This is a genomic window from Chitinophaga niastensis, assembly GCF_003014755.1.
In the GTDB taxonomy this organism is placed as follows: domain Bacteria; phylum Bacteroidota; class Bacteroidia; order Chitinophagales; family Chitinophagaceae; genus Chitinophaga; species Chitinophaga niastensis.
Map to the genome: position 1 here is coordinate 1405361 of NZ_PYAW01000002.1, position 25314 is coordinate 1430674.

Annotated in this window: 25 protein-coding genes; 21 read left to right on the forward strand and 4 right to left on the reverse strand. The window is 44.9% G+C overall.

Going from position 1 to position 25314, the window contains the following annotated elements; translation table 11 throughout:
* Nucleotides 1-51: 51 nt before the first annotated feature.
* From CLV51_RS14020 to CLV51_RS14070, 11 genes are all read left to right on the forward strand, one after another.
* Entirely contained in the window at nucleotides 52-936 is an 885-nt protein-coding gene (locus CLV51_RS14020) for an AraC family transcriptional regulator (protein WP_106528639.1), read from the forward strand.
* 48 nt (nucleotides 937-984) lie between these two features.
* The gene (locus CLV51_RS14025; protein ID WP_106528640.1) at nucleotides 985-1254 is read left to right on the forward strand and encodes an ArsR/SmtB family transcription factor; all 270 of its coding nucleotides are present in this window, start codon (nucleotides 985-987) and stop codon (nucleotides 1252-1254) included.
* A 138-nt stretch (nucleotides 1255-1392) separates the two neighbouring features.
* Nucleotides 1393-2148, forward strand: coding sequence for a glucose 1-dehydrogenase (locus CLV51_RS14030; RefSeq protein ID WP_106528641.1), 756 nt, complete (start codon nucleotides 1393-1395; stop codon nucleotides 2146-2148).
* A gap of 13 nt (nucleotides 2149-2161) precedes the next feature.
* The gene (locus CLV51_RS14035) at nucleotides 2162-2914 is read left to right on the forward strand and encodes an SDR family NAD(P)-dependent oxidoreductase (protein ID WP_106528642.1); all 753 of its coding nucleotides are present in this window, start codon (nucleotides 2162-2164) and stop codon (nucleotides 2912-2914) included.
* A 258-nt stretch (nucleotides 2915-3172) separates the two neighbouring features.
* Nucleotides 3173-3781, forward strand: coding sequence for a TetR/AcrR family transcriptional regulator (locus CLV51_RS14040; RefSeq protein ID WP_158267019.1), 609 nt, complete (start codon nucleotides 3173-3175; stop codon nucleotides 3779-3781).
* A 48-nt stretch (nucleotides 3782-3829) separates the two neighbouring features.
* Nucleotides 3830-5092 (forward strand): TolC family protein, encoded by a 1263-nt coding sequence (locus tag CLV51_RS14045; protein ID WP_106528644.1) that lies wholly within the window; start codon nucleotides 3830-3832, stop codon nucleotides 5090-5092.
* An 11-nt stretch (nucleotides 5093-5103) separates the two neighbouring features.
* The gene (locus CLV51_RS14050; protein WP_106528645.1) at nucleotides 5104-6003 is read left to right on the forward strand and encodes an HlyD family secretion protein; all 900 of its coding nucleotides are present in this window, start codon (nucleotides 5104-5106) and stop codon (nucleotides 6001-6003) included.
* A gap of 2 nt (nucleotides 6004-6005) precedes the next feature.
* Nucleotides 6006-6914, forward strand: a complete 909-nt coding sequence (locus CLV51_RS14055) for an ABC transporter ATP-binding protein (protein WP_106528646.1) — start codon at nucleotides 6006-6008, stop codon at nucleotides 6912-6914.
* Nucleotides 6915-6918: 4 nt separating this feature from the next.
* Nucleotides 6919-7641, forward strand: a complete 723-nt coding sequence (locus CLV51_RS14060; protein ID WP_106528647.1) for an ABC transporter ATP-binding protein — start codon at nucleotides 6919-6921, stop codon at nucleotides 7639-7641.
* A 10-nt stretch (nucleotides 7642-7651) separates the two neighbouring features.
* Nucleotides 7652-8758 carry an ABC transporter permease gene (locus CLV51_RS14065; RefSeq protein WP_106528648.1) on the forward strand — a complete coding sequence of 369 codons (1107 nt, stop codon included), beginning with the start codon at nucleotides 7652-7654 and terminating at the stop codon, nucleotides 8756-8758.
* Entirely contained in the window at nucleotides 8758-9876 is a 1119-nt protein-coding gene (locus CLV51_RS14070; protein ID WP_106528649.1) for an ABC transporter permease, read from the forward strand. The genes CLV51_RS14065 and CLV51_RS14070 overlap by 1 nt, the downstream gene beginning before the upstream one ends.
* 148 nt (nucleotides 9877-10024) lie before the next feature.
* On the opposite strand, the gene lodB is transcribed toward CLV51_RS14070, so the two are convergent.
* The 4 genes from lodB to CLV51_RS14090 form a co-directional block, all read right to left on the reverse strand.
* Nucleotides 10025-11170, reverse strand: a complete 1146-nt coding sequence (lodB, locus tag CLV51_RS14075; protein WP_106528650.1) for a lysine-epsilon-oxidase maturase LodB — start codon at nucleotides 11168-11170, stop codon at nucleotides 10025-10027.
* Between the two features lie 7 nt (nucleotides 11171-11177).
* The gene (gene lodA / locus CLV51_RS14080) at nucleotides 11178-13217 is read right to left on the reverse strand and encodes a CTQ-dependent lysine 6-oxidase LodA (protein ID WP_106528651.1); all 2040 of its coding nucleotides are present in this window, start codon (nucleotides 13215-13217) and stop codon (nucleotides 11178-11180) included.
* 553 nt (nucleotides 13218-13770) lie between these two features.
* Complete coding sequence (locus tag CLV51_RS14085; protein ID WP_106528652.1) at nucleotides 13771-15210, reverse strand: aminotransferase-like domain-containing protein; 1440 nt, start codon at nucleotides 15208-15210, stop codon at nucleotides 13771-13773.
* 131 nt (nucleotides 15211-15341) lie between these two features.
* Nucleotides 15342-16781 carry an aminotransferase-like domain-containing protein gene (locus tag CLV51_RS14090; protein WP_106528653.1) on the reverse strand — a complete coding sequence of 480 codons (1440 nt, stop codon included), beginning with the start codon at nucleotides 16779-16781 and terminating at the stop codon, nucleotides 15342-15344.
* A 99-nt stretch (nucleotides 16782-16880) separates the two neighbouring features.
* Here CLV51_RS14090 and CLV51_RS14095 point away from each other — a divergent pair, with 99 nt between their 5' ends.
* The 10 genes from CLV51_RS14095 (at nucleotide 16881) to CLV51_RS14140 (ending at nucleotide 25313) form a co-directional block, all read left to right on the forward strand.
* On the forward strand, nucleotides 16881-17228 hold the full coding sequence (locus CLV51_RS14095) for a nuclear transport factor 2 family protein (protein WP_106528654.1): 348 nt from the start codon (nucleotides 16881-16883) through the stop codon (nucleotides 17226-17228).
* A 22-nt stretch (nucleotides 17229-17250) separates the two neighbouring features.
* On the forward strand, nucleotides 17251-17688 hold the full coding sequence (locus tag CLV51_RS14100) for a carboxymuconolactone decarboxylase family protein (protein ID WP_106528655.1): 438 nt from the start codon (nucleotides 17251-17253) through the stop codon (nucleotides 17686-17688).
* Between the two features lie 507 nt (nucleotides 17689-18195).
* Nucleotides 18196-19104: a DNA-3-methyladenine glycosylase family protein gene (locus tag CLV51_RS14105; RefSeq protein WP_158267020.1), complete on the forward strand. Its 909-nt coding sequence runs from the start codon at nucleotides 18196-18198 to the stop codon at nucleotides 19102-19104.
* Between the two features lie 9 nt (nucleotides 19105-19113).
* On the forward strand, nucleotides 19114-19599 hold the full coding sequence (locus CLV51_RS14110) for a methylated-DNA--[protein]-cysteine S-methyltransferase (protein ID WP_106528657.1): 486 nt from the start codon (nucleotides 19114-19116) through the stop codon (nucleotides 19597-19599).
* Between the two features lie 297 nt (nucleotides 19600-19896).
* Nucleotides 19897-21315 carry a pyridoxal phosphate-dependent decarboxylase family protein gene (locus CLV51_RS14115; protein ID WP_106528658.1) on the forward strand — a complete coding sequence of 473 codons (1419 nt, stop codon included), beginning with the start codon at nucleotides 19897-19899 and terminating at the stop codon, nucleotides 21313-21315.
* Entirely contained in the window at nucleotides 21308-22228 is a 921-nt protein-coding gene (locus CLV51_RS14120) for an EamA family transporter (protein WP_106528659.1), read from the forward strand. Before CLV51_RS14115 ends, CLV51_RS14120 begins: the two co-directional genes overlap by 8 nt.
* Before the next feature lie 128 nt (nucleotides 22229-22356).
* On the forward strand, nucleotides 22357-22803 hold the full coding sequence (locus CLV51_RS14125; RefSeq protein WP_106528660.1) for a GNAT family N-acetyltransferase: 447 nt from the start codon (nucleotides 22357-22359) through the stop codon (nucleotides 22801-22803).
* 81 nt (nucleotides 22804-22884) lie between these two features.
* Nucleotides 22885-23448, forward strand: a complete 564-nt coding sequence (locus tag CLV51_RS14130; protein WP_106528661.1) for an NUDIX domain-containing protein — start codon at nucleotides 22885-22887, stop codon at nucleotides 23446-23448.
* A gap of 20 nt (nucleotides 23449-23468) precedes the next feature.
* Nucleotides 23469-24284, forward strand: a complete 816-nt coding sequence (gene rlmB, locus CLV51_RS14135; protein WP_106528662.1) for a 23S rRNA (guanosine(2251)-2'-O)-methyltransferase RlmB — start codon at nucleotides 23469-23471, stop codon at nucleotides 24282-24284.
* A gap of 177 nt (nucleotides 24285-24461) precedes the next feature.
* A complete protein-coding gene (locus CLV51_RS14140) occupies nucleotides 24462-25313 on the forward strand; it encodes a hydroxymethylglutaryl-CoA lyase (RefSeq protein WP_106528663.1) in 852 nt (283 codons plus the stop codon).
* The last annotated feature ends 1 nt before the right edge of the window (nucleotide 25314 follow it).

The following is a 25314-nucleotide window of genomic DNA, read 5'->3' on the forward strand; positions in this document are numbered from 1 at the left end:
GATCAGGTGAAATAGGTATAATCCGGGGTTTGTGTTGTAATTTTACAGGCTATGGGAGAGCGGAATTTATATACGCCTTTTGAATTGTTTGAGGCAGATATGTCTGAATGGAATCCGCGTCCGCGGGTGTACTATTTTTTTGAGATCATTCAGATCCAGGAGGGTAGTGGTGTGCGGATAGTAAATCAAAACAGGTTTTCATATAAAAAAGGCAGCATCTTTTTATTTACACCGCAGGATTGCCGCGGTTTTGAAGAAGAAACGCCTACGCGTTTTGTATCTATTCGTTTTTCAGAATTGTTTGTGTCGCAATGCTACACCCAACAGGAGAAGGAACGTATCGGGGAATGGCTCCGGCAATTGGAATATCTCTTTTTTAATCACAACAAACACGAACCGTTGTTGATTAAACATGTGAATGATTGCAGGATGATCGCTTCCCTCATTCATAACATGATGGAAGAATATGTAAGCAAACCTCCTTATTATCAAAATAATCTGCAGCATTATGTTACGCTGTTGCTGAATATTGTGGCGAGAAACATAGCGGAAGATGTAACCCTGAATACAGAAGCGGGTACCGGACCGCTGATTGGTCAGATTACCATGCATATCCGGAAATATATTTATACGCCGGAGTTGTTGAAGCTGGAGGTGTTGGCAACAAAATTTAATTTGTCGCTTAATTACATAGGGGAGTATTTTAAAAAACAAACCGGTGAAAGCATCCAACAGTTCATTATCTCTTATAAACTAAACCTGGTGCAGTTGCGGGTATCTTTTAGTGATTTAACCATTGGCGAAATAGCTGATGAGCTGGGTTTCACGGATGAAAGCCATATGAGCCGGCTCTTTAAGAAATATTATGGTGTTACGCCCGCCATGTACCGGAAGGAAAGGCTGGAGGAAAAGAAATTAGCCTGGCCTCAAAAATAAATCCATCGATATATTTCGATATTTCAAAAATAGTATTACTTTTGTTCTATGGATGTAGCAGTTATAGAAAAAGCAGCAAATGCCATCGCTGACCGACATCGATTATCAATTATAATGGAGGTGGTAAGGAAGGGTAAGCTGATCTGTGGAGATGTGTGTGATTTGACTTGCTTATCGCAGCCAACTGTGTCCCATCACGTGAAGATACTGGTAGATAGTGGGGTTTTGAATTCTTCCAAAAACGGCAGAATTGTGGAACTGACCATCAATAAGGAAATGATGAAACAGTTATCTATGTTCTTTTTAAAGTTAAGCTGAGGTGCTACCGGGCGGGTAACCAACAGCTTTTTTTATACGATTATATATTCAAATGTTTAAATTAATGAATCTATAGAGAATGTTTTCTCTATTTTTTTAATCTTATTATATTGATAATTTTAAATAAATCGAACTATAATGGCTTTATTAAATAACAAAACTGCAGTTATCACGGGCGGTAACAGCGGTATAGGATATGCAACAGCAGTAGATTTTTTGGCGAAAGGAGCAAAGGTATTAATCACAGGTCGCAGATCGGATGCCGTACAGCAGGCAGTGCAAACACTCGGCAACCAGGCTGATGGCTTTGTGGCAGACCAGGCCAGTTTGAGCGATGCAAAAAAATTAGCAGACCATGTACGTGACACTTACGGGAAGATAGATATCCTTTTTGTAAATGCAGGAATAGGAAAGTTCGGTCCTTTCAGCACTACGACAGAAGAGGATTTTGATAAATTAATGAACATCAATTTTAAAGGCGCATTTTTTACTATACAGGAACTACTGCCTTTAATAAATGATGGTGGGAGTATTATCTTATTATCTTCTATAAATGCTTATTCAGGTATGCCAGGCGCCATCGTATATTCCGCCACCAAGGCGGCGCTTAATTCCCTGGGCAGAACATTATCGCGTGAATTGTCAGGCAGGAAGATAAGGGTCAACATTGTTAACCCGGGACCTATTGATACGCCTATCTTCGAAAAGGAAGGCATTACCAGGGAAGTAATAAACGCCGGGCTGATGGCGAAGGTGATACCATTGGGCAGAATAGGGCAGCCGGAAGAAGTGGCGAATTTGGTGTCTTTCCTCGCGTCTGATGATGCTTCTTTTATCACCGGAGGAGAGTATAATGTAGATGGTGGTTTCATAGTACATCCATTAATCGGCTAAAACCTAATCGGACATGACATCAATGAACAATAAGATCGCTGTTATCACGGGCGGTAACAGCGGAATAGGATATGCAACAGCAGCAGATTTTTTAGCGAAAGGAGCCAAGGTATTGATTACAGGCCGTAATCCGGGTGCATTGCAACGGGCAGTGCATGCACTCGGGCATTCGGCAGAAGGCTTTACTGCCGACCAGTCCAGCCTCTCAGATATAAAACGATTGGCAGACTATATACAAGGTCGCTTTGGCAAGATAGATTCACTCGTTATGAGTGCAGGACTGGCACGGTTATCTCCCTTCACAGACGTTGCAGAATCACAATATGATGAGGTGATGAACATCAATTTTAAGGGTGCTTTCTTTACCGTACAGCAATTGCTGCCTTTACTCAAAGATGGAGGTACTATTACCTTATTATCCGCCCTGAATGCTTACTCCGGTACACCTGGTGCCGCCGTACTCTCCGCCAGCAAAGCAGCACTCAATTCTTTTGGCAGAACATTATCACGTGAACTGGCTCCCAGGAAAATAAGAGTGAATATGGTGAACCCCGGCATTATTGCCACACCATTGCTGGAAAAGGTAGGACTGGCATTGGAAGATGCCGATGCATTGTTGGGCAAATTAATGCCACTGGGCAGGGTTGGTCAACCGGAAGAAGTAGCGAAGCTGGTGTCTTTCCTTGCATCCGATGATGCTTCTTTTATTACAGGTGCAGAATATAATGTAGACGGTGGCCTTATGGTACATCCGTTGATCGGTTAATATACGTTCCTTTAGTTGCGGTGCAGCGCTTTCACAGCGCCGCACCGGCAACCAGGACATAAAGATCTTCTATGTTGATTACGGTTAAAAGTTGTTAGGTTGTTAAGTTGTATTGTAAACCCCATTGGCTGCCTGCAGGATACCGCTTGCTATACAGGTATCTTGCAGCAGCTGTTTTAACGAACGGATAAAATAAATTTTGCCCGTTCGTTTTTTTATGTAAATTTGTTAACCAAATGGTTAAATTAAATGGTTAATATGGCGACTGAGAAGAACACAGAAGCACAGATCATAGCAGCAGCAAAAAAAATATTCATGCAAAAAGGGCTCTCCGGCGCCCGGATGCAGGATATTGCTGATGAAGCGGGTATTAATAAGGCCATGTTGCATTACTATTACCGCAGCAAAGACAAGCTCTTTGATATCATTTTTGAAGAGGCCGCAGATAACGTTTTTAAAGTACTGAGTGCTATCCTTAAATCGGATATGCCGTTTGCCGAAATGGTAGCTGCTATCGTGGAAAATTACATTAACAATCTTATTAAGAATCCTTATCTGCCCATGTTTGTGCTGAATGAAATTCATCAAAACCCGGAGCGCATTATTAACAGGTTTTCTAAAAGTGGTCACCCACCGGATGTGCAGGCTTTTGTAGAAAAAGTAATGAAAGTCCAGAAAAAAGGGGAGATCCGCAAAGTAAGCCCGCTGCAATTATTACTCAACATTGTATCGATGTGTATTTTCCCGTTTGCCGCAAAACCTTTGCTGCAAACAATTGCAGGCCTCGATGAAATCCAGTATCGTATGATGATGGAAGAACGAAAGAAACAAGTAGTGGACTTTATTATGGCAGCATTAAAGCCTTAAATTTTTTTGCCTGTTGATTAACTAAATGGTTAAATTAAATAGTTAAAAATGAAACATCTGATCTGGATATGGGTCTTGTTTTCACTCTCTGCCACTGCCCAGGATTCAACAATACTCACCCTGGAACAATGTCAGCAACTGGCCCGGCAAAATTATCCCCTGCTTAAACAGCAACAGGTATTGAATAATATTTTGAAGATACAAACGCAGAATATTAATTCCTCCTGGCTGCCACAGGCCGTACTCAACGGACAAGCATCCTATCAATCAGACGTAGTGCAACTACCCATTAAATTACCCGGCCTTAATATAACACCACTGGCCAAAGATCAATACCGCGCTACGATTGATGTGAACCAGCAAATTTATGATGGCGGCATTACCCGGCAGCAGCGCGATTTACAGGCTATACAGCAACAAACTTCCCAACAACAGGTAGAAGTGGAACTGTATAAAGTAAAACAACAGGTAACACAGGTATACTTTAATGCATTGTTATCTACAGAATATATTACTACCTCACAGCTGGCGCAAAAAGACCTGCAACAGCGATTGGAAAAGTTACAGGCCGGGGTAAACAACGGTACAGTGTTGCCCTCCAGCGTAGACCTGCTACAGGCAGAGCTCCTGAAAGCCCAGCAGCAGGAGATTGCAGCTGCATCGTCCAAAAAAGCTTACCTGGCCGTGATGCAATTACTCACCGGTGTTACGCTAACGGGTGTGGCTACACGCACTGTGCCTGATCAGGTAACACTAACGGAGACGGATACACTTAACAGGCCTGAGCTGCTGTTATATCATCTTCAAAGCAATGCACTGCAACAACAATCATTGTTAACCGGCGCCCGCAAACTCCCCAGGGTAAGCGCTTTTGTACAAGGTGGCTTCGGCCGGCCAGGGTTGAATATGCTGAGCAACGATTTTGCGCCCTTCTATATTACCGGCGTCCGGCTGAACTGGACCCTCTGGAACTGGCACTACCAGCGCAAAGAGCAGCAGGTACTAACGTTGCAGGAAAAGAATGTGGACATACAATCTGCCACCTTCACCCTCAATACCCGCGTGCAACTGGCACAACAGGCGGCAGAAATAGAACAGCTGCAGCAAACACTGGAAAAAGACCAGTCGATTATTGCACTGCGCATTCGCGTGAAAGAAGCGGCAGCAGCGCAACTGGACAACGGCGTCATTACCGTTCATGATTATGTGCAGGACCTGGACGCAGAAACACAGGCGCGTATCAGCCAGCAAACACATACCCTGCAACTGGCACTGGCACATATTAACTATCAATTGATCCGTGGTTACTAAATAATATATACATGAAAGCTTTTCATTTTGCGCTACTGTTTTGCACTGCCTTATGTGCCTGTAACACAAACAAGCATACATCAGATGCTTATGGAAATTTTGAAGCGGTAGAAACCATTGTGGGCGCGGAAGGTACCGGTAAACTATTGGTATTTGGTGTAGAAGAAGGCATGGTATTACCCGCAGATACTATCGTTGGCTGGATTGATTCTACCCAGTTGCACCTGAAAAAAACACAGCTCCAGGCCAATATAAAAGCAGTGTTGAGTAAACGTCCGGATGCTCAACCTCAGCTGCAGGTTATCAAAGAACAGATAGCCCGTCAGCAAATAGAACAGCAACGTATTACCAACCTGCTCAAAGCCCACGCTGCTACCCCTAAACAGCTGGATGATATTAATGCCCAGATTGCTATCCTGGAGAAACAATATAAGAGCTTAGCGTCTTCGCTGGAAACACAGGTAAGTGGCTACAATAGCGAAACGCAGCCATTACAGGCACAGGTAGCGCAGGTGGCAGACCAGCTTACACAATCACGTGTAGTGAATCCTATTCATGGTACTGTGTTGGTTAAATACGTGGAAAGAGGAGAGGTGGTAACTTATGGTAAGTCGTTGTATAAAATTGCAGATCTCTCAGAAATTATACTCCGCGCATATGTAGGCGAAACGCAACTGGGACAGGTAAAGATTGGTCAGCAGGTAACCGTACTAACGGATATGCCGGATGGAAAATATAAAGAGTGGCCCGGCACCATTACCTGGATATCGGATGAGGCAGAATTTACCCCAAAAATTATCCAGACGAAAGAAGAAAGAGCGAACCTCGTATATGCGATGAAAGTAAAGGTGAAAAATGATGGAAGCCTGAAAATAGGAATGCCCGCAGAATTATTATTCTCAAAAAAGTAATCATGGCTAATCCTATCATCGTTAATGGTATTTATAAAAACTTTGGTGCTACCCAGGCACTGCAGGATATTTCTTTTGAAGTGAAAGAAGCAGAACTGTTTGGGCTGATTGGTCCGGATGGTGCCGGAAAGTCTACGCTGTTCCGTATTCTGACCACCCTGTTGCTGGCAGATAAAGGCAACGCTACTGTTAATGGCCTGGATGTAGTAAAACAATACAAGGCTATCCGGAAAATAGCTGGTTATATGCCTGGCCGTTTTTCTTTATACCAGGACTTAACCGTAGAAGAGAACCTGCATTTTTTTGCTACCATCTTCAATACAACGATCACCGCCAATTATGACCTGATCAAAGATATTTATGAGCAGATCGCGCCTTTTAAAAAGCGGTTGGCAGGACAATTGTCAGGAGGAATGAAACAGAAGCTGGCATTGTGTTGTGCGCTGGTACATAAGCCCGTGGTACTGTTCCTGGATGAACCCACTACGGGTGTAGATCCGGTATCACGTAAAGAGTTCTGGGAAATGTTAAAAGGTCTGAAAGGGAAAGGTATCCCCGTATTGGTATCTACACCCTATATGGATGAAGCGGTACTGTGCGACAGGGTAGCCCTGATCCAGAAAGGGGCTTTGCTGGAAATAGATACACCGCAAAACATTATCCATCGTTTTCCGCAACGTATCTGGGCAGTGCGTGCAGAAAATATGTTTGCCCTGCTGCTGGCTATTCGTGCATTCCCGCAAACAGCCAGCTGTTATGCTTTTGGGGAATACCTGCATGTAACGTTGAAAGCCGGAGAGGCGGATTTAGCATCCCTGCAAGCATATCTGCAACAGCAGGAACATACGGAAATGAAAATATTACCGATCACCGCCAGTATAGAAGACTGTTTCATGGCTTTAAGCGCATAGCATTATGAATCCGATCATTACCAGGTCACTCACCAAAAAATTCGGCAATTTTATTGCCACCAACGCCATCACTTTTGAAGTGCTGCCAGGTGAGATCTTTGGCTTCCTCGGCGCTAATGGTGCCGGCAAAACCACCGCCATGCGTATGTTGTGTGGATTGCTGAAACCAAGCAGCGGAGAGGCTTTTGTAGCAGGTTACAATGTATATACACAAACGGAGAAAGTAAAGAAAAGTATTGGTTATATGAGCCAACGGTTTTCCCTATACGAAGATCTGACAGTGAAAGAAAATATCCGCTTTTATGGTGGTATCTACGGATTAAGCAACCAGCAGATAAAGGATAAAACCGCACAGTTGCTGCAAAAGCTGGGTATCGAAAAAGAGGCCGGTCAACTCGTGGGTGCGTTGCCGTTAGGCTGGAAACAAAAGCTCTCTTTTTCGGTGGCCATCCTGCACGATCCCGCTATCGTATTTTTGGATGAACCTACCGGTGGTGTAGATCCTGTTACCCGGCGGCAGTTCTGGGATATGATCTATGAAGCGGCCAATAGCGGTGTAACTGTTTTTGTAACCACGCACTATATGGATGAAGCGGAGTATTGTAACCGGGTATCTATTATGGTAGATGGAAAGATAGAAGCCCTGGATACACCGGTAGCGCTGAAATCGCATTATCAGGCAGACACAATGAATGACGTGTTTTTACAACTGGCAAGAGGAAAATAAAATTTTAGGTATGCATCAGTTCCTGGTTTTTGTTCGTAAAGAATTTTATCACATCTTCCGCGATAAGCGCACCCTGCTCATCCTCTTCGGGATGCCGGTAGTGCAGATCATCCTCTTTGGTTTTGCGATCACCAATGAAATCCGGGAGGCAAAAATTGCAGTGCTGGATCAGTCGCACGACTACTACAGCCGCCGTCTCACAGATAAGCTGGTAGCCTCCGGCTATCTTATAACAGATCAATACCTGCAAAGTAACAACCAGGTTGAAACGGCCTTTAAAGCCGGAGAAATAAAGATGGTAGTAGTGATTCCTGCTAAGTTTGGAGAAGATTTTTTTCATCAGAAAAAAGTTACCGTGCAGCTGCTGGCAGATGCCGGTGATCCCAATACAGCCACTACTTTGCTCAATTATGCCACCGCTATTATTAGCAGCTATCAACAGGAACTGGAACTACAAAATAATTTACCACTCACCATTAATACCACGGTGCGTATGCGTTATAACCCGGCATTGAAGAGCGTTTTCCTGTTTGTACCGGGTGTGATGACGCTGATACTGTTGCTGGTATCTGCTATGATGACTTCCATCACCATTACCCGCGAAAAGGAATTGGGCACTATGGAAATATTGCTGGTATCTCCTTTGCCGCCGGCGATGATCATTATAGGAAAAGTAATGCCATACATCCTGCTGGCATTTGTGAATGCAGTGATTATACTGAGTATGGGGGTAGGTATTTTCGGAATGCCCATCAAAGGCAGTATCCTCCTGTTGTTACTGGAATGTGTGTTGTTTGTACTAACATCGTTATCACTCGGTATTCTTATTTCAACCGTTACTAATACCCAGCAAACGGCCATGATGGCATCTATGATGGGATTGTTGATGCCTACGGTATTATTGTCAGGGTTTATATTTCCTGTGGAAAGCATGCCTGAACCGTTACAGGTATTGTCTAATGTAATGCCGGCGAAATGGTTTATCATCATATTAAAAGATATCATGCTGAAGGGGGCGGGGTTGCGCGACATATGGCTGCAAACGGGCATACTCGCAGGCATGACCCTGTTTTTTCTCGGTATCAGTATACGGAACTTTAAAATTCGTTTGAACTAATGCGTACCATACGTTTTCTTTTACAGAAAGAGTTCCTGCAGATCTTCCGCAGCAAGGCCATGTTGCGCATTATCCTGATTGTACCCATTTTACAATTGCTGGTACTCTCTTATGCTGCTAACTACGAAATAAAAAATATAGCCATCGACGTTATAGACAGAGATCTCTCGCCATGGTCGCAGCAGCTGGTGAGTAAGATCCTGGCCTCCGGTTATTTTAAACTGCACCGGCATACTTTCAGCGAGCAGGAAGCATTGGATGACGTAGCAGGGGATAGAGCAGATATTATCCTGGTAATACCTCCTCACTTTGAGCGCGACCTGGTAAAGGAAAATAAGGCACAGCTGCAACTCCTGGTAAATGCTATCAATGGCAGCAAAGCCGGGTTGGCTAATGGTTATGCGAATAGTATCATCCGTGATTTTAATCAGCAGATACGCACCTCCTGGCTGGCGCTGGACAAGCACACCGGTCCTGCACGGATTGAAATCACTTACTCCAACTGGTATAACCAGCGGATGGATTATAAGGTGTTTATGGTGCCGGGAATCCTGGTGGTGCTGGTAACCCTGATCGGCGCATTTTTATCGGGTATGAACATCGTGAAAGAAAAAGAGATCGGCACCATTGAACAACTAAATGTAACGCCTATACGTAAGTACCAGTTCATCCTGGGAAAGTTAATACCGTTCTGGATAATAGGGATGTTTGAGTTGATTTTTGGCCTGTTGGTGGGTAAGCTGGTCTTTGATCTTCCAATAGTAGGTAGTATAGGGCTGGTATTCCTGTTTGCAGCTATTTACCTGTGGGTGATGCTGGGCATGGGGTTGCTTGTTTCCACCTTTACAGACACACAACAGCAGGCTATGTTTATCGCCTGGTTCTTTGTTATCATCTTTATGTTAATGAGTGGATTATTTACCCCCGTGGAAAGCATGCCGCACTGGGCACAGCAGTTGACCCTGTTAAATCCTATTGCTTACTTTATAAAGGTGATCCGCATGGTAATGCTCAAGGGTAGCGGCTTTAGCGATATCAGTATGTACCTGCTGATTATGTTCGTATATGCATTGGTGATGAATGGAGTAGCGATCCTGAATTATCGCAAAAGAGTGTAGGTAACTCTGTTTCATAGTTTGTTTCTGGTAAATCCAAACTAAGTGATCGATTCTTTTTTTTCTAATTTCCGGATCCTGGTTTTTTTAAACAACTTCTTAGATGATGGCTGTAAATGTAATCCATCAATACCACTTCTGGTGCCTCTTGCTAAATATTGTCCGAATCTGTACTAACGGTATCGGATATACGTTTTATTCTTCTCTCCCAGAAGGGGGCCTCCGTCCATCGCTGCTCCTTTTTGTAAAAGGATGCTCTTAGTTGAAGATAGTTGCGGAAATGTTGCTGCAGGTCTTTGCGGTAACTGATACTACTTGCTGAATCGCCCTGCAGGTGTAAGTTTGCAGCCAGTGCTGCATGGCATGCGGAGCTGATCGCAAAGCCGAGTCCCATAGAAGATATAGGATCGAAGGACAGTGCTGCATCTCCGGTGGCAAGGAAATTTTTTATTGAGGCAGTATCGGTAATTTGAGTGAATGCATTTTTTACCCAGGGCTTCCCATAGGCATGGCTGCCACGTGTTAATGGCAGCAGGTGCTTCGTGGTGGCCAGCAGCCGATTCCAGTTATAGTGGTGTTGCCACTGATGTTTTTTGATAAGGTCACTATCGGTGAAGAATGTTACGGCCAGCCTGTTTCCGGGTATAGTGGCATAATACCACCAACCTTCGGGCGTTGTTTCCAGTAATATTTTTTGTTCTGGTGTATGCGTTGCGTCTAACTGAAGGTAGGCGCCAATGCCAGTGAGCTGATCATATCTGTTTCCGGGAATACCAAGATGCCTGCAAACCTGTGCCTGGCGCCCGGTGGCGTCTAGCAGGAATTTTGCATGCACATGAAACTGTCCTTTTGTTTCGTGTTGAAGGAGTATTGTCCAATGGCCATTAGCGGTTTGCTGATACTGCAATGCCTTGGTGCGCGGAAACAGCTGTCCGCCATGAGTGGCCACCTGCGCTGCCAGAAAGGGATCGAACAGTTGCCTGTCCAGCTGGTAGCTGCGGCCTTCTGTGGTATAGATGCTGTGCCGCGAAATAAGCCTATCGCTTCCCCATGCTGCCTCACTGTTATAGCCTTCCTGTATGCCGGCATTATCAAAGGCATTGCGCGGAATGCCAGCATATTCCAGCAGCTGGAATATGCTGGCATCAACGTGCTCGCCTACACGAACGTTGTCGTATGCGCTGGCTTCCGCCACCACTACCTTACATGTGGTATGTGTAAGCAAACATAAAGCGGCGGCGGTACCCGCCGGACCGCCGCCTGCAATGAAAATATCTGTATAAATATCTATCTGCATATACTTTTTAAAATCTGTTCCTGCTTCCGGAGCGGGGCATCGGAAGACCTTCGGCCGCCACTGCAATAGGTTTGAATGCAAGCGTTTCTAAATGTTCTACCAGCGCGGCTCCGCGGGCACTCATCTTTTTTACGGCCTGTTTGTCTTCCTGGATGAAGTAGACCGGTATGGTGGTTTCATCATCGCTCTTATTTCCGCTGATATCTCCTACTGGTACATCTTTGTAAGTAAATAATTCATTCACCCGCTCTGTTTCTACCAGGTACGGAAATCCTTTTTCGCCGGCATGCTGATCTCTGATGAAACCCAGTGCGGACCAGTGTTCTACCATCTGCACGAAGCTGTTGATGCCTCTTTGATAGTTGACCTGCAATCCGGCCGGAGCATGTGCTGCCGCCTGGCCTTCCTCTGTGATTTGCCCGGTAAGCACATCCCATGGGCTTTGAGGTGGCCACCAGTAAGAATAGTAAGTGGGTGGAAGCGGTTGTTTGTTGACTTTATTGACAGTAGGATTGGTGAAGTTGATATACTGAACGGTACATTGAAAGAAATCCGCCTGCCATGGACAAGCCATACGTTTGGTAAGATCTCCCGGCTCACAGCCATTACCGAGGCATTCATCCTCATCAGGAGAAAGCCCTGTTTTATAGTAATCGGCCGGACGTTGGAGGATGATATAAGGTGCTTTGTATATTAACCGGTTCTGCATGTTCCAGGTCACTTCAATACCGGGGCACATGGGCAGTCCTACGCAATTGCCTACACTGGCGGCATCCATCGGGTGAATAGGGCCAGGCGCCGGTTCCGGTGTGTTCTCAAATTTTCCTTTGGCCCATTGCTTCATGAGGAAATATTGTGTATCGTCCAGCGCCAGGAATTTCATGATGTTGATTTCGCTTACCGAGTTGCTGCCAGAATTCAGTGGCATCATCGGGAAATAATCGCTGCCACTATGTTTCCAGAGCTTCTGCTGCGGCTGATCCTCCGGAGGGTCGAGAGGCGGTACGCCATCAGGCCTGCGGAAGTAGGAGAAATATTGCTCTCTGTTATTTCTGTTGGCTTCTAATGGATCTCCATAATCGAATTGATAGGAGCAGAAGGCCATCATCGACTGTACATTAGCCACCCACTGGTATCTGCTGATACGGTTGATGATAGGTAAAATATCGCGTTTGAAGTTAGCAACATAATTTTCATTCCAATTTGCCCCTGTGCGCAATTCGGGTACCAGATTGAAATAGCGTACACCTACATCAAACATGGTATCGCTGAGGGTGGAGATGTTTACTATTTCCGGCGCAAAGTCGGGTGAGCCAACGATTACCCAGGCTTCCAGCTGCACATCCGGCGTATTGTCTTCAAATGAAACGATACATTTTACGGTGCCATCCGAAATATCATCATGCCATGTGTTGGAGCCTCCATAGCTTGTCAGCGGCTCATCACCGCCGGCACGGCCATATCCGCCCAGCACTATAAGCCTGCCTTCGTTATCCGTGAGCAGATCACCGAGAGTGGTTACAGGTGTACCATATTTTACCTGTTCAGGAGGATATTGCACAGGATATCCCGCAGGCGCCTGGTCTTTTGTAAAAGCAATTTTCTCCTGGCGGCCGCTGATAGTTCTTGGCCCCGGGTCTATAATAAGACTTTGCCGCGCACCCCGGCCCTCCACATCAGGATTGCGCCATGGTACCTGGCGATAGAAATAACTGTTCCGATAGCCGTACAGCAGATTGCCTTCCAGCTCGGAGTACTGATACCATGCAGCTTTTTTATTAGCCAGATGCACCGTCCAGGTGATAGATTTTACATTGGGCGTATCCAGTGTAAGCTCTGCGCCATTTTCATTATAAACCATGAAAGGCTGTCCCTGACGCTTTATCAGGCCGGCACCATCTTTAAACTGAGTGATAGGCGCTAGTTGATTTCCATGCGCATCGGCGTTGAATGGAAGCCCGCCAATGGTATGGGGGGATAGACAAATCTGATCCGGACTATTGCCCAAACGAGCAATACCTACAGATGGATGTAGTGATAGTTTCATTGCTGGGGAATTTGATTTCTGTTGTGGAACGTTGGCTGACGGATACAAACAATTCTAATGGAGCTTACAAACGATAATGATTATTCTGAGTATATGAGCTTAACAAGAAACTAAATCTAAGTATTTTTTTGATAAAAAAATCACAGGAGACAAATTTACGCAGAAAAAAATTGTTTTGCATTCAGAGAGATAATTTCTTTTTCAATCTCCTCAAATGCATTATCTTCATTACATTCTTCTTCAGTAAAATTATTTTTTTTATCCGATTTTATGAAGATGGTTGATGTAAAACCTTTTCTTGTTGCCAGTTTGCCGAGTTGTAGATTAAACTTTCAAACGGGATGATCTTTTTTTTGTTTCCCCGGAGTAATGTTGTGCTGATGATTTCAATCTCTTAAGTTGATGATTAAAGTGGATGCTCATGAATTTCTTTTCTGCAGTTTGTAGATAGTAAATCTGTTACCGATGCCATGAAGTAATTTAAAGTTACACCATCATATCAAAAACAAAGCAGCCGGCTCAAAAATAATTGAGCCGGCTGCTTTGTTTTCAGTTAAACCGCAGCTTGCTGCAATTTGCGAATCAGTTTGCCCAATGTTTTTAATCCATCATCTACCTGTTTGCTCCAGGGATTACCGAAGCTGATACGTAAACAATTACTGTATTTGTTTTGGAGAGAGAAGATACGACCAGGACAGAAGCTGATCTTATGTTTGAGCGCCAGTTGAAAAAGTTCAAAAGTATTGACAGACGCTTCCAGTTCTATCCATAGTACGCAACCGCCTTGCGGTCTTGATATGCGGGTGCTTTCCGGGAAGTATTCGCTGATAGCCTGAGAGTACCGTAAACACTGGGTATGCAGCATCTTGCGTAAATTCCGCAGGTGAAATTCGTAGCGGCCTATTTCCAGAAAATGCCCTACGGCTGCCTGTGGGAGCGAGGCGCAGGCAATGGAGTGGTTTTGTTTCATCAGCAATACTTTCTCCTTGTATTTCCCCGGCATGGTCCAGCCTACGCGGTAGCCCGGTGCCAGCGACTTTGAGAAGGAATTGCAGAGCAGCACATGTCCGTGTTTATCAAATGTTTTACAGTTGGCGGGTCTTTGTTTGGTGAAATAGAGGTCGCCATAAATATCATCTTCTATTAGTGCGATATCATATTTCTCCATCATGCCCACCAGTTCTTTTTTGTTTTTGTCCGGCATACAGGAACCCAGTGGGTTGTTGTAGTTCGTTACAAACAGACAGGCTTTTATTTTATGACGGGGAATCGCTTTATCAAGATAATCGAGGTCTACGCCGGAAGCCGGATGTGTAGGCACTTCCAGGACTTTCAGTCCCAGGCTTTCAGCCAGTTGCATAGCACCGTAGTAAGCGGGGCTTTCAATGGCAATGGTGTCGCCGGGTTGTGTAACGGCCGTTAAACAGAGTGTGAGTGCATCCATACAGCCACTGGTGGTAACCACATCATCTGCCGTGAAAGCGCCACCCCAGGCGAGCGACATACGTGCTATTTGTCCGCGTAACAGTGCATTGCCCTGTAACTCTTCATAGCCAAGGCCATTGGCGGGCAGCTCCCGTAAAGCGTGTACCACTGCCTTGGCCATTTTTGCTGCCGGTAAAAGTTCTACCGGAGGCGTGGCTACAGAGAAATTAAGGATATTGGGACTCCTCATGTGACTGAACACTTCCATCACCATATCGCTCACGGTGGCTTCGCTGGCCTTTTTTACAGGGGCACAGGTGCCGGGCATGGCGGGCATGCGCCGCGAATTAAAACGTATATAATAGCCTGATTTAGGCCTTGATTCAATCAGTCCTTTTGATTCCAGGTGGTAGTAAGCCTGAAAGGCGGTGCTTAAACTGATGCCTTGCTGTTTGCTGAGTATACGCACGGATGGCAGTTTCTCACCAATCTTCATCACTTCTTTTTCTATCAGCTGTTCAATGTTATCTGCTACCTGCAGGTAGAGATGATCGGCAGTTTTAATCATAGCGGTAAGTATCTGATATGGCCAAAATTACGAAACTGTCATCTGTTTTCAAAGCGATTAGCTTTTAGGAGTTAGCTTTTAGGAAATGCAGCGAAGATTTCTGCTTTTATCTCCGCTGTATTTCCTAAAAGCTAACTCCTAAAAGCTAATTGCTTTGAGATCAGTTTTCCCAATGTCTGTATCGCCCAGGCCTGGTCTTCATTCCAGGGGTTGGCATTGGTGAGCCGCATGCAGTTATGGTATTTATCCTGGCTGGAAAACAGTGCTCCGGGCGTAAAAGTAATATGCTGCTCCACAGCTTTCTGGTGCAGTAGCCAGGTGTCTGCTTTGGGCGGCAATACTACCCAAAGGCTGATGCCGCCATTGGGGCGTGTAAGCTGTGTATCTGCCGGAAAATATTCCTGGATAGCCTTGGTTATCTGCATGGTTTGCATGCTGAGTGATTGTCGTAGTGATTTCAGGTGAAGGTCCATACGTTGTTGCTCCAGGAACTTCACCAGCATCAGCTGTGGCAATATGCCGGTACTCGCAGAGGTCATAAATTTCAGCTGGGCTATCTTTTCGTGATACCTGCCACCAATGACCCATCCAATGCGAAGTCCTGCTGCAATGGATTTGGAGAAAGAGGAGCAATATAATACCCAGCCTTCCTGGTCGTATGTTTTGATGGTTTTAGGCCGCTCCGGCGCAAAATGCAGATCACCGTATACATCATCTTCTATCAGCGGCACCTGGTACTTTTGCAGCAGTTTAGCCAGTTGTTCTTTGCTGGGGTCAGGGATGCAGCTGCCCAGCGGATTATTGTAGTTGCTGACAAACAGGCAAGCCTGTACCTTTTTCTTTTTGAAGGCATCTTCCAGTTTATCCAGGCTGATGCCGGTAACAGGGTCTGTAGGTATTTCCATGGCTTTCATACCCAGACTTTCAATCGTCAGCAATAAGCCAAAGAAAGTAGGGGATTCAATAGCAATGGTATCACCTGCTTTGGCTACTGCGCGCAGACATAAGCCTGCGGCTTCTATGGCGCCGTTGGTCACAATGATCTGTTCCGGTAAAATAGCGCGGCCCCAGTTAAGGCATTGCCTGGCAATGTGCCGGCGCAAGGGTTCATGACCGGTAATATCACCGTAAGGGATATACGAATTTGTCAGCTCACGGGCAGTTTGCTGTAAGGCTTTCTTTAATTTCCCTGCAGGTAACAATGAGGTGTGCGGAGAGGCGCCGATCAATGAAACTGTTTTGTGGGTACTGTTGGTTTTCCGGAACATGGCCAGTCGTTCGTTGATCTGTACCCGCGCAGCGGTAGGCATAGGATCTGTTACCGGTGGCAGTTGCGGCCGTATGGTATGTGAATACTGTACAAAATACCCCGACTTTTCCCGGGCTTCCACCCAGCCCTTTTTTTCGAGATGCAGGTATACCTGTAAAGCAGTACTGATGCTGATGCCATGCTCCTGGTGTAAAGACCGCACAGACGGGAGTTTGTCGCCAATCCCATATACGCCTTTACTGATCATCGTTTGAATCTTATCTGCCAGTTGCAGATATATAAATCCGTTGCTTTTTTTCATCTGCCTAAAGATAATCTGTTATGGTTTAAATTTCATAATTCTGTATCTGTTTCAGTGCTTTTTTTTGCTGTTATTTTGTATCCATAATTATATATTCGAATGACAGTTACCAGACACATTGCGCATACATTGGTGAAACTTTGCCGGGACTGGCAATTTCCGGAAGCACAGGCCACACTATTTCACGAAGAGGCTGTGAACATAGAACCGGATGGTCGTATTACAAAAGGGTTAGCCGCCATCATGGCTAAAGAACAGGCCTTTTTAAATAGTATTAAGGAAAGACATCTGCTGGAAATTTCTGAACCCATCATCGCGGATAACTATTTCGCTATGCAATTATTGGTAGATGTTACGCTGGAAAATATTGGCCGGCACGTGCGAAACGAGCTATGCGTATACGAAATACAGGATGGGAAAATTATCCGTGAACAGTTCTTTTATTGATCTCTACAAAAAAAACAAAATAATGGAAGCAAGAATGGACATTAGTAAACTGGCGCCAGCTGCTTACAAAGCCGTGATAGGGTTACAGTTAGCTGTTAATAACAGCGGTCTTGATAAAACCTTGTCTGAACTGATAAAGATTCGTGCATCACAACTCAACGGTTGTGCTTATTGTCTTAATATGCACACCAGGGATGCCCGCAAAATGGGAGAAACTGAACAACGCATTTATGGTTTGTCTGCCTGGCAGGAAGCGCCTTTTTATACAGATAAAGAACGTGCAGCGCTGGCACTTACAGAAGCCGTTACGCTCTTATCTTCCAGCCGTGTACCTGACGACGTGTACAATGCAGCAGCAGCGCTGTTTGCCCCCGAAGAAGTAGCGGTGATCACCATGGCTATTGTAACTATTAATGCATGGAACAGGATAGCGGTAACGTCGAGGACGCTGCCGGATTGAGATTGTCTTACTCAGGATTAGGCTGATTATGAAGATTACCCCGATTTCTTTTTTTGATTATAAATTGATTAGCGGAGACCGAAGGGGGTATTGTCTGAACTGTGATTTTTGTGATTAGTATGATTATCCTGATTAGCGGAGATCTCAGCGGATATTGTCTGAACCAGGATTTTTAGGATTAAATGGATTACCCTGATGGGTGCCGAAGATTCCAGCGGATATTTTCGCGTATATCTTCGATGCCAAACAACATGACACCCATCATGGTAATCCATTTAATCCTAAAAATCCTGGTTCAGACAATATCCGCTGAGATCTCCGCTAATCAGGATAATCATACTAATCACAAAAATCACAGTTCAGACAATACCCCCTTCGGTCTCCGCTAATCAATTTATAATCAAAAAAAGAAATCGGGGTAATCTTCATAATCAGCCTAATCCTGAGTAAGAAAATTTCAGCAAGAATCGGGCTTGCGCCTTCTGGATGTTTCTTTACTTTTGCTTCATGACCTGGCAAAAGATAAAAATACCGGTGAATGATGCGCAGAATTTTTCCTTTGCTGAATGCCTGCATTTCCTTGGAAGATCCGATAAAGAATGTTTGCATTATATCCGCAACGGTAAGCTGCAGAAAATGCTGCTGGCAGACGGAGAACCCGTAGTGGTGGAGATTGCAGCCGGTGACATACCTGGTCACCTGGAAGCCAGGGTGATAGCGCCTGCAGGAGGACAGGTACCCGAAGCACCTATTATTCGTTATGTGACACATTGGTTGCACCTGGATGCCAATTTGCAGTCGTTTTATGATTATACAGAAAAGGATCCTTTGTTAAAGGGGCTGGCACAGGAGTATCGCGGTTTGCGACTCGTGGGCATGCCCGACTTATTTGAGGCTATCAGCTGGCCTATCATTGGGCAGCAAATTAACCTGGGCTTTGCCTATACACTCCGGCAACGGTTCATTACTAATTTTGGTTACCATGCAATAGTTGATGGTACCGATTATTATTTATATCCGCATCCGGCAGTAATAGCAGCCCTGACCCCTGATCAGCTCACCCCGATGCAGTTTTCCCGGAGTAAGGCATTGTACCTGATTGAAACCGCCAAACAAATGGCCGACGGACATCTTAATGAAACAGATCTCGGCGCCATGAATTATGAACAGGCACGCGAAAGCCTGGTAGCGCTGAAAGGAATCGGTAACTGGTCTGCCAACTACACACTTATGAAGTACCGGCGTTTCCCGCAATCTATACTGCTGGAAGATGTAGGGTTGCATAATGCAATAAAAAATAGATTACATTTGGAAGCAAAGCCTTCCATGGCGGAACTGCAACAGTATACAAAATCATGGAAGGAGCACGCGGCATATGCCACCTTTTATTTGTGGAGATCCTTATTACCCCAATAACTTACTAGCATGGAAGAAGAAGTGTATCATCTACGTATAGACACTCCCGTTGGACCACTACTGATCAGTGGCACTACTCAATTTATTAATGCCGTTAATTTCACCGACACACCCGCTACTGATTTTCCACAAGCTCCTCCGGTGCTGCTGAACTGTGCGCAGCAACTCTATGAGTATTTTGGTGGCGACAGAAAAGTATTTGATATCCCTATTGCCCAGCCAGGTACTGAGTTTCAGCAATCGGTGTGGCAGCAATTACTGGTTATCCCTTTCGGACAAACGATTTCCTATCAGCAACTGGCGCATCGTATCCACAATCCTAAAAGCATCCGCGCTGTAGGCACCACCAATGGAAAAAATCAGATAGCCATCATCGTTCCCTGTCATCGTGTGATTGGCAGCAATGGCAGTCTTACCGGCTATGCCGGCGGCTTATGGCGTAAACGCTGGCTCCTGGAGCATGAGCGCACTGATTTATTTACGGGGCTAATGTGAGAGAAGGCCTTCGGCGTTTGTCTTGCTCAGGATTAGACTGATTAATATGATTACCATGATTTTTTTTGATTTCTGATGATTGCAAACTGATTAACGAATATTCCCATCCGCTTATATCTCCTCTAATCATTTTATAATCAAGAAAAAGAAATCATGGTAATCATATTAATCAGTTTAATCCTGAGCAAGACAATCTGATCTGCTCAAAATACACAGAACTGAATCTGTTTTTACATCTTTATTTATCTCAATTTTGATCTCGAATCAGAGATCATCATATCCTATTAAACAGTTATCATGGAAAAGAGATTGCAGGAAGATTTAAAGCACACAGATCAGTTATTACAGTTGTCCAAAGATTTCAGCAGTAAATTTTTGTCTGTTATCGATAAGCTGGCAGCAGATAAACAGGTGACGGTGGCCTCCCGCATAGCCTTTCCGGAAGCGGGTTTGGGCGGTGCCGCCGCTTTGGAAATGTTCCGGCAGCAATATGGAAATAGTATCACCGCCGCCGCAGGACCACGATACTGGGGATTTGTTACAGGGGGCGTTACACCCGCTGCATTGATGGGAGATTGGCTTACTTCAGCCATGGATTTGAATTCATCAGATAAGAGCTCAGCCGCCTTTTATATAGAAACGGAAACCATTGTTTTATTAAAAGAATTATTTGGCCTGCCGGAAGAACATCTTGGTTGCTTTGTATCCGGTGCTACGATGTCTAATTTTACAGGATTGGCCATCGGCCGGCAGTGGCTGGGCCACCAGCGGGGAATAGATATTGGAAGAGATGGAATGGCCGGTTTATCTGATTTGAAAGTGGTATCTGCCACGCCTCATTCGAGTATTGGCAAAGCTATGTCTATGCTGGGTTTGGGAAGAAACAGCCTGGTGAAGTTACCCACATTGCCCAACAGGGAATGCGTGGATCTTGCCGCATTAAAAAATTACCTCGAAGAAAATAAAGGGCAGCCTTTTATATATGTAGCCAATGCGGGCACGGTGAATACCGTGGACTTTGACGACATCGCAGCATTGGTGGAACTTAAAAAAGAATACGGCTTCTGGCTCCATGTAGACGCGGCTTTCGGTGGATTTGCCGCTTGCAGCGATGCTTATAAACATCTGCTGAAAGGCTGGGAATGGGCAGATAGCATCACTATTGATGCACACAAATGGTTGAATGTACCTTATGATGCCGCCATGATTTTCTGTCGTCATCCGCAATTACAGGTAGAAGTATTTCAGAATGCAGGTGCTGCTTACCTGGGCGATCCGGCAGCACATTTTAATTTCATTAATTACATCCCTGAAAACTCCCGCCGGCAGAGGGCTTTGCCAGCCTGGTTTTCATTGATGGCATATGGTAAAGAAGGATACCGGTGGCTGGTAGAAAATAATATTACACGCGCGCAGGAACTGGGTGATTTGCTGGAGAAAGACCCTCATTTTACGTTGTTGTCGCCCGTACGGTTATGTGTTGTTTGTTTCACACTGAATGTAGCAGCAGACGTACAGACCGCAGCGGTAAATGAATTCCTGGAAGCATTGAATGCCACCGGTGTGGTATGTATGACAGGTACCGTATACCAGGGCCGGCAAGGGATCAGGGCTGCATTGGTCAACTGGAGAACGGCTGCAAAAGATGTTACAATAGCTTACGATACAATGAAAGGACTCGCAGAAAAAATAGTGAATCAATATACTTATGCGTAAATCAAATACAAATGCTTACATCGCGCTTGCCATTGTAAGTATTTTTTGGGGAACCACTTATCTGGCTTCCAGGGTGGGCGTGCGGCATATGCACGGTGTTATGCTGGCCGGATTACGACAAGCTGTTGCGGGCCTTTTAATAACAGGATTCTTTTTACTCAGGGGATATAAGTTGCCAGAGAAGCCGGTGTTGTCGAAGTTGTTTGTAATAGGTACACTCATGCTTTGTGGTGGTAACGGTTTACTTACCTGGGCGCTGAAATACATTCCAAGTGGACTGGGAGCTATTATTGCAGCTACCATTCCTATCTGGATCACTATTGCCAGTTACTTTTTAGTGAAACGTACCAGGCTGAGTATACAGCTGATCATTGGTATGATACTGGGTTTTGGCGGTGTGGCGGGTATCTTCTATAATTATTTATCCAGTTTAATGAACCCTGATTTTCAGTTCGGGATACTGATCGCTTTCTGTTCCTGTATTTTCTGGGCATTGGGATCAGTACTTACCGCCAAATGGGCGTTGGGTGTGAACTACCTCTATGGTGCAGGGTTTCAGATGTTTTTCAGTGGCATCATTATGTTGCTGGTAGCTATGTTGTTTTTGGGACAACACCTGGAGGTGGGCAATTTTACTACAGAGCTGTGGGAAAGCCTGTTGTACCTGATTTTGGTAGGATCTGTTTTTTCTTATTCAGCATATGTGTTTGCCTTGAATAATCTGCCGCCGGCACAGGTATCGATTTATGCTTACATCAATCCTGTTGTAGCGGTATTGCTGGGTTGGACGCTGCTGCATGAAAATCTCACCTGGTTAATGGGTGTATGTTCACTCGTAACAATAGGAGGCGTATTCCTGGTGAATAATGCATTCAACAAAAGCAAGAAAAAACTTACGGCAATAACAGATTAGTAATAGCTATATATTTTTAAGGTAGAAGTTAATAGGCAGATGTTCACCCCGGTTTTTACCGGACAGAGCATCTTTTCTTTTGTTAGTGAAATGTATTAATTTACACTTACTAAATTAAATTTCATCTCATGGAAGTTATTCAGGCAACGGAATTACACACCAACGAAGTGGCAGTATTATTTGATGCATATCGTTCTTACTACGATCAGGCGCCTGATTTTAAAGGTGCATTGGCATTCATTACAGAAAGGATTGAAAATAAAGATAGTAACATATTTGTTGCATTGTTGGGAGAAGAAATTATCGGCTTCACACAGTTGTATCCTATCTTCACTTCTGTAGGAATGAAGCGGGGCTGGTTATTAAATGATTTATATGTGCTGGAAGAACACCGGGGGATAGGTGCTGGTAAAGCCTTGATAGCAGCAGCTGCCGCGCATGGCCGCAAAACAAATGCTGCCTGGTTAATGCTGCAAACCTATGTAGCTAATACCGGTGCACAGGCATTGTATGAAAGGGAAGGATTTATAAAAGATACGAATTCTTACTACTATTATTTACCGTTAAATAAATAATTACAAATTACGAATTGGGAATTACGGATCGAAGCGATCTTCGCTTACATCCGTAATTCCCAATTCGTAATTCCTCAAAATATGGACCTGACAAAAAATCCCTGGACTATACATTCCAGCGAAACACGATACGACAATAACTGGATCAGTGTATTACATCATGAGGGGCTGAACCCGGCCGGTGGCGCAGGCATTTATGGCGTTGTTCATTTTAAAAACCTGGCTGTAGGTGTGGTGGCACTGGATGACGATATGCAAATCTATCTCGTAGGACAATTCCGTTTTCCGCTGAACCGCTTCAGCTGGGAGATCCCTGAAGGCGGAGGCCCGCTGGGCGAAGATCCGCTGGATACCGCCAAAAGAGAACTATTGGAAGAAACCGGGCTGGTGGCCAGTCACTGGGAAGTGATCACCAGGCTGGATATGTCTAATTCCGTTTCCGATGAAACCGGGATCGTATATCTGGCCCGTGGCCTGGAGCAACGTATGGCTGAGCCGGAAGAAACAGAACAACTGATCGTTAAAAAGATATCTTTTGAAGATGCCTACCGGATGGTGAACAACTTCGACATCACCGATTCCTTATCCGTTGCTGCCATACAAAAAGTGAAGCTCATGGGCCTGGAGGGGTTATTAAACAAATAAACCCGTTACCTTTGCAACACATGGAAAGGAAATTTAACGCTTTCAAAGGTGAAAGAAGAGAGGGGTCAGGTGGCCCCAAAAAGTATGCGACTCAGCGCCCAAAGCAATCTACAATGATTATTGGTCGCCAGCCGGTACTGGAAGCCCTGAACAGTGGCAAGTCCATTGAGCGCATTTTCATGCTGCGCACAGCAACAGGCGATATTATCCCACAAATCAGAGACCTGGCCTTAGCCAACAATATCCCCGTGAACTATGTGCCGATGGAAAAGTTGAACGGGCTTACCCAGGCTAATCACCAGGGATGCGTAGCTATTGCCGGCAACGTTACCTACCTGGACCTGCAGGACGTAATATCACACGTCATTGAGCAGGGGCAAACGCCGCTGTTCCTGATCCTGGATGGTATTACCGATGTACGTAATATTGGCGCCATTGCCCGTAGTGCCGTGTGTTGCGGCGCCCAGGCCATTATCATTCCGGACAAAGGCATCGCCTCCCTGAATGAAGAAGCCGTAAAATCCTCTGCAGGTGCATTGGAAAAAATATCGGTTTGCCGTGTTAACAGCCTGAATAAAGCTATTGATACCCTGCATCTCAACGGTATTAAAGTGCTGGCGAGTGAAATGGAAACGGAAATAAAATTATACGATTGCGACCTGAAAGAGCCTGTAGCAGTGATTATGGGTTCAGAAGATAAAGGCGTGTACCCCGCGTTGATAAAAGCCTCCGATGTGCTTTTTCATATACCGATGGCCGGCAACTTTGAGTCTTTCAACGTATCTGTGGCGGCTGGTATTATTTTGTATGAAGCATTGAAACAACGAACTATATAATAATCGGGCAGAAATTGTCTTCCCCGGGATTTTGATGATTAATCATGATTTTTCTGATTTTGTTTATTTTTAATATAGCATCTAATCAGAATAATCATGATTAATCATCAAAATCCTGGAGAAGACAAATTTTAGCAGCTTGCTGCTACCTGTCCAATTCGCAATTAAATTTATTTTATGCTCAAACTGGTAGAGTGCCCGCGTGATGCTATGCAGGGTTGGCACAGGATGATCAGCACGGATGAGAAGGTGAAATACCTGGATGCCTTGTTAAAAGTAGGTTTTGATACGATTGATTTTGGAAGTTTTGTATCTCCCAAAGCAATCCCGCAAATGGCCGACACTAAAGATGTGTTGCCCCGGTTGCAGTTATCAGGATCAAAAAGTAAACTGCTGGCCATTGTGGCGAATATGCGTGGTGCAGAAGACGCGGTTGTATTTGACGAAATCAGTTACCTCGGCTTTCCGTTTTCTATTTCAGAAACGTTTCAGCTGCGGAATACCAATAAAACTATCGCAGAATCCCTGGAACAGGTGCATTCCATGCAGGAGCTGTGTATAAAAAATAAAAAAGAGCTGGTAGTATATATTTCTATGGGATTTGGAAACCCTTATGGTGACCCATATAGCCCGGAGATTGTATTACAGTGGGTAGAAGAGATGGTGAAGATGGAGATAGGTATTATTTCCCTCGCTGATACGGTTGGTGTAGCCGATCCTAAAACAATCACGGATCTGTTTAAACACCTGATCCCTGCTTACACGGATGTAGAGTTTGGCGCACATTTTCATGCTGCTCCCTATAACTGGGAAGAGAAAGTACTGGCCGCCTGGGAACAGGGCTGCAAGCGCTTCGACAGCTCCATTAAAGGCATTGGCGGTTGCCCTATGGCTAAAGATGAACTGGTAGGCAATCTGGCCACTGAAAATATGATTGCATTTTGCCATCAGCGCAAAGAGCCACTCACGCTGGATATGACAGCACTGCGCGGCGCACAGCGACTGGCAGATGCCGTTTTTAAAGATTAAC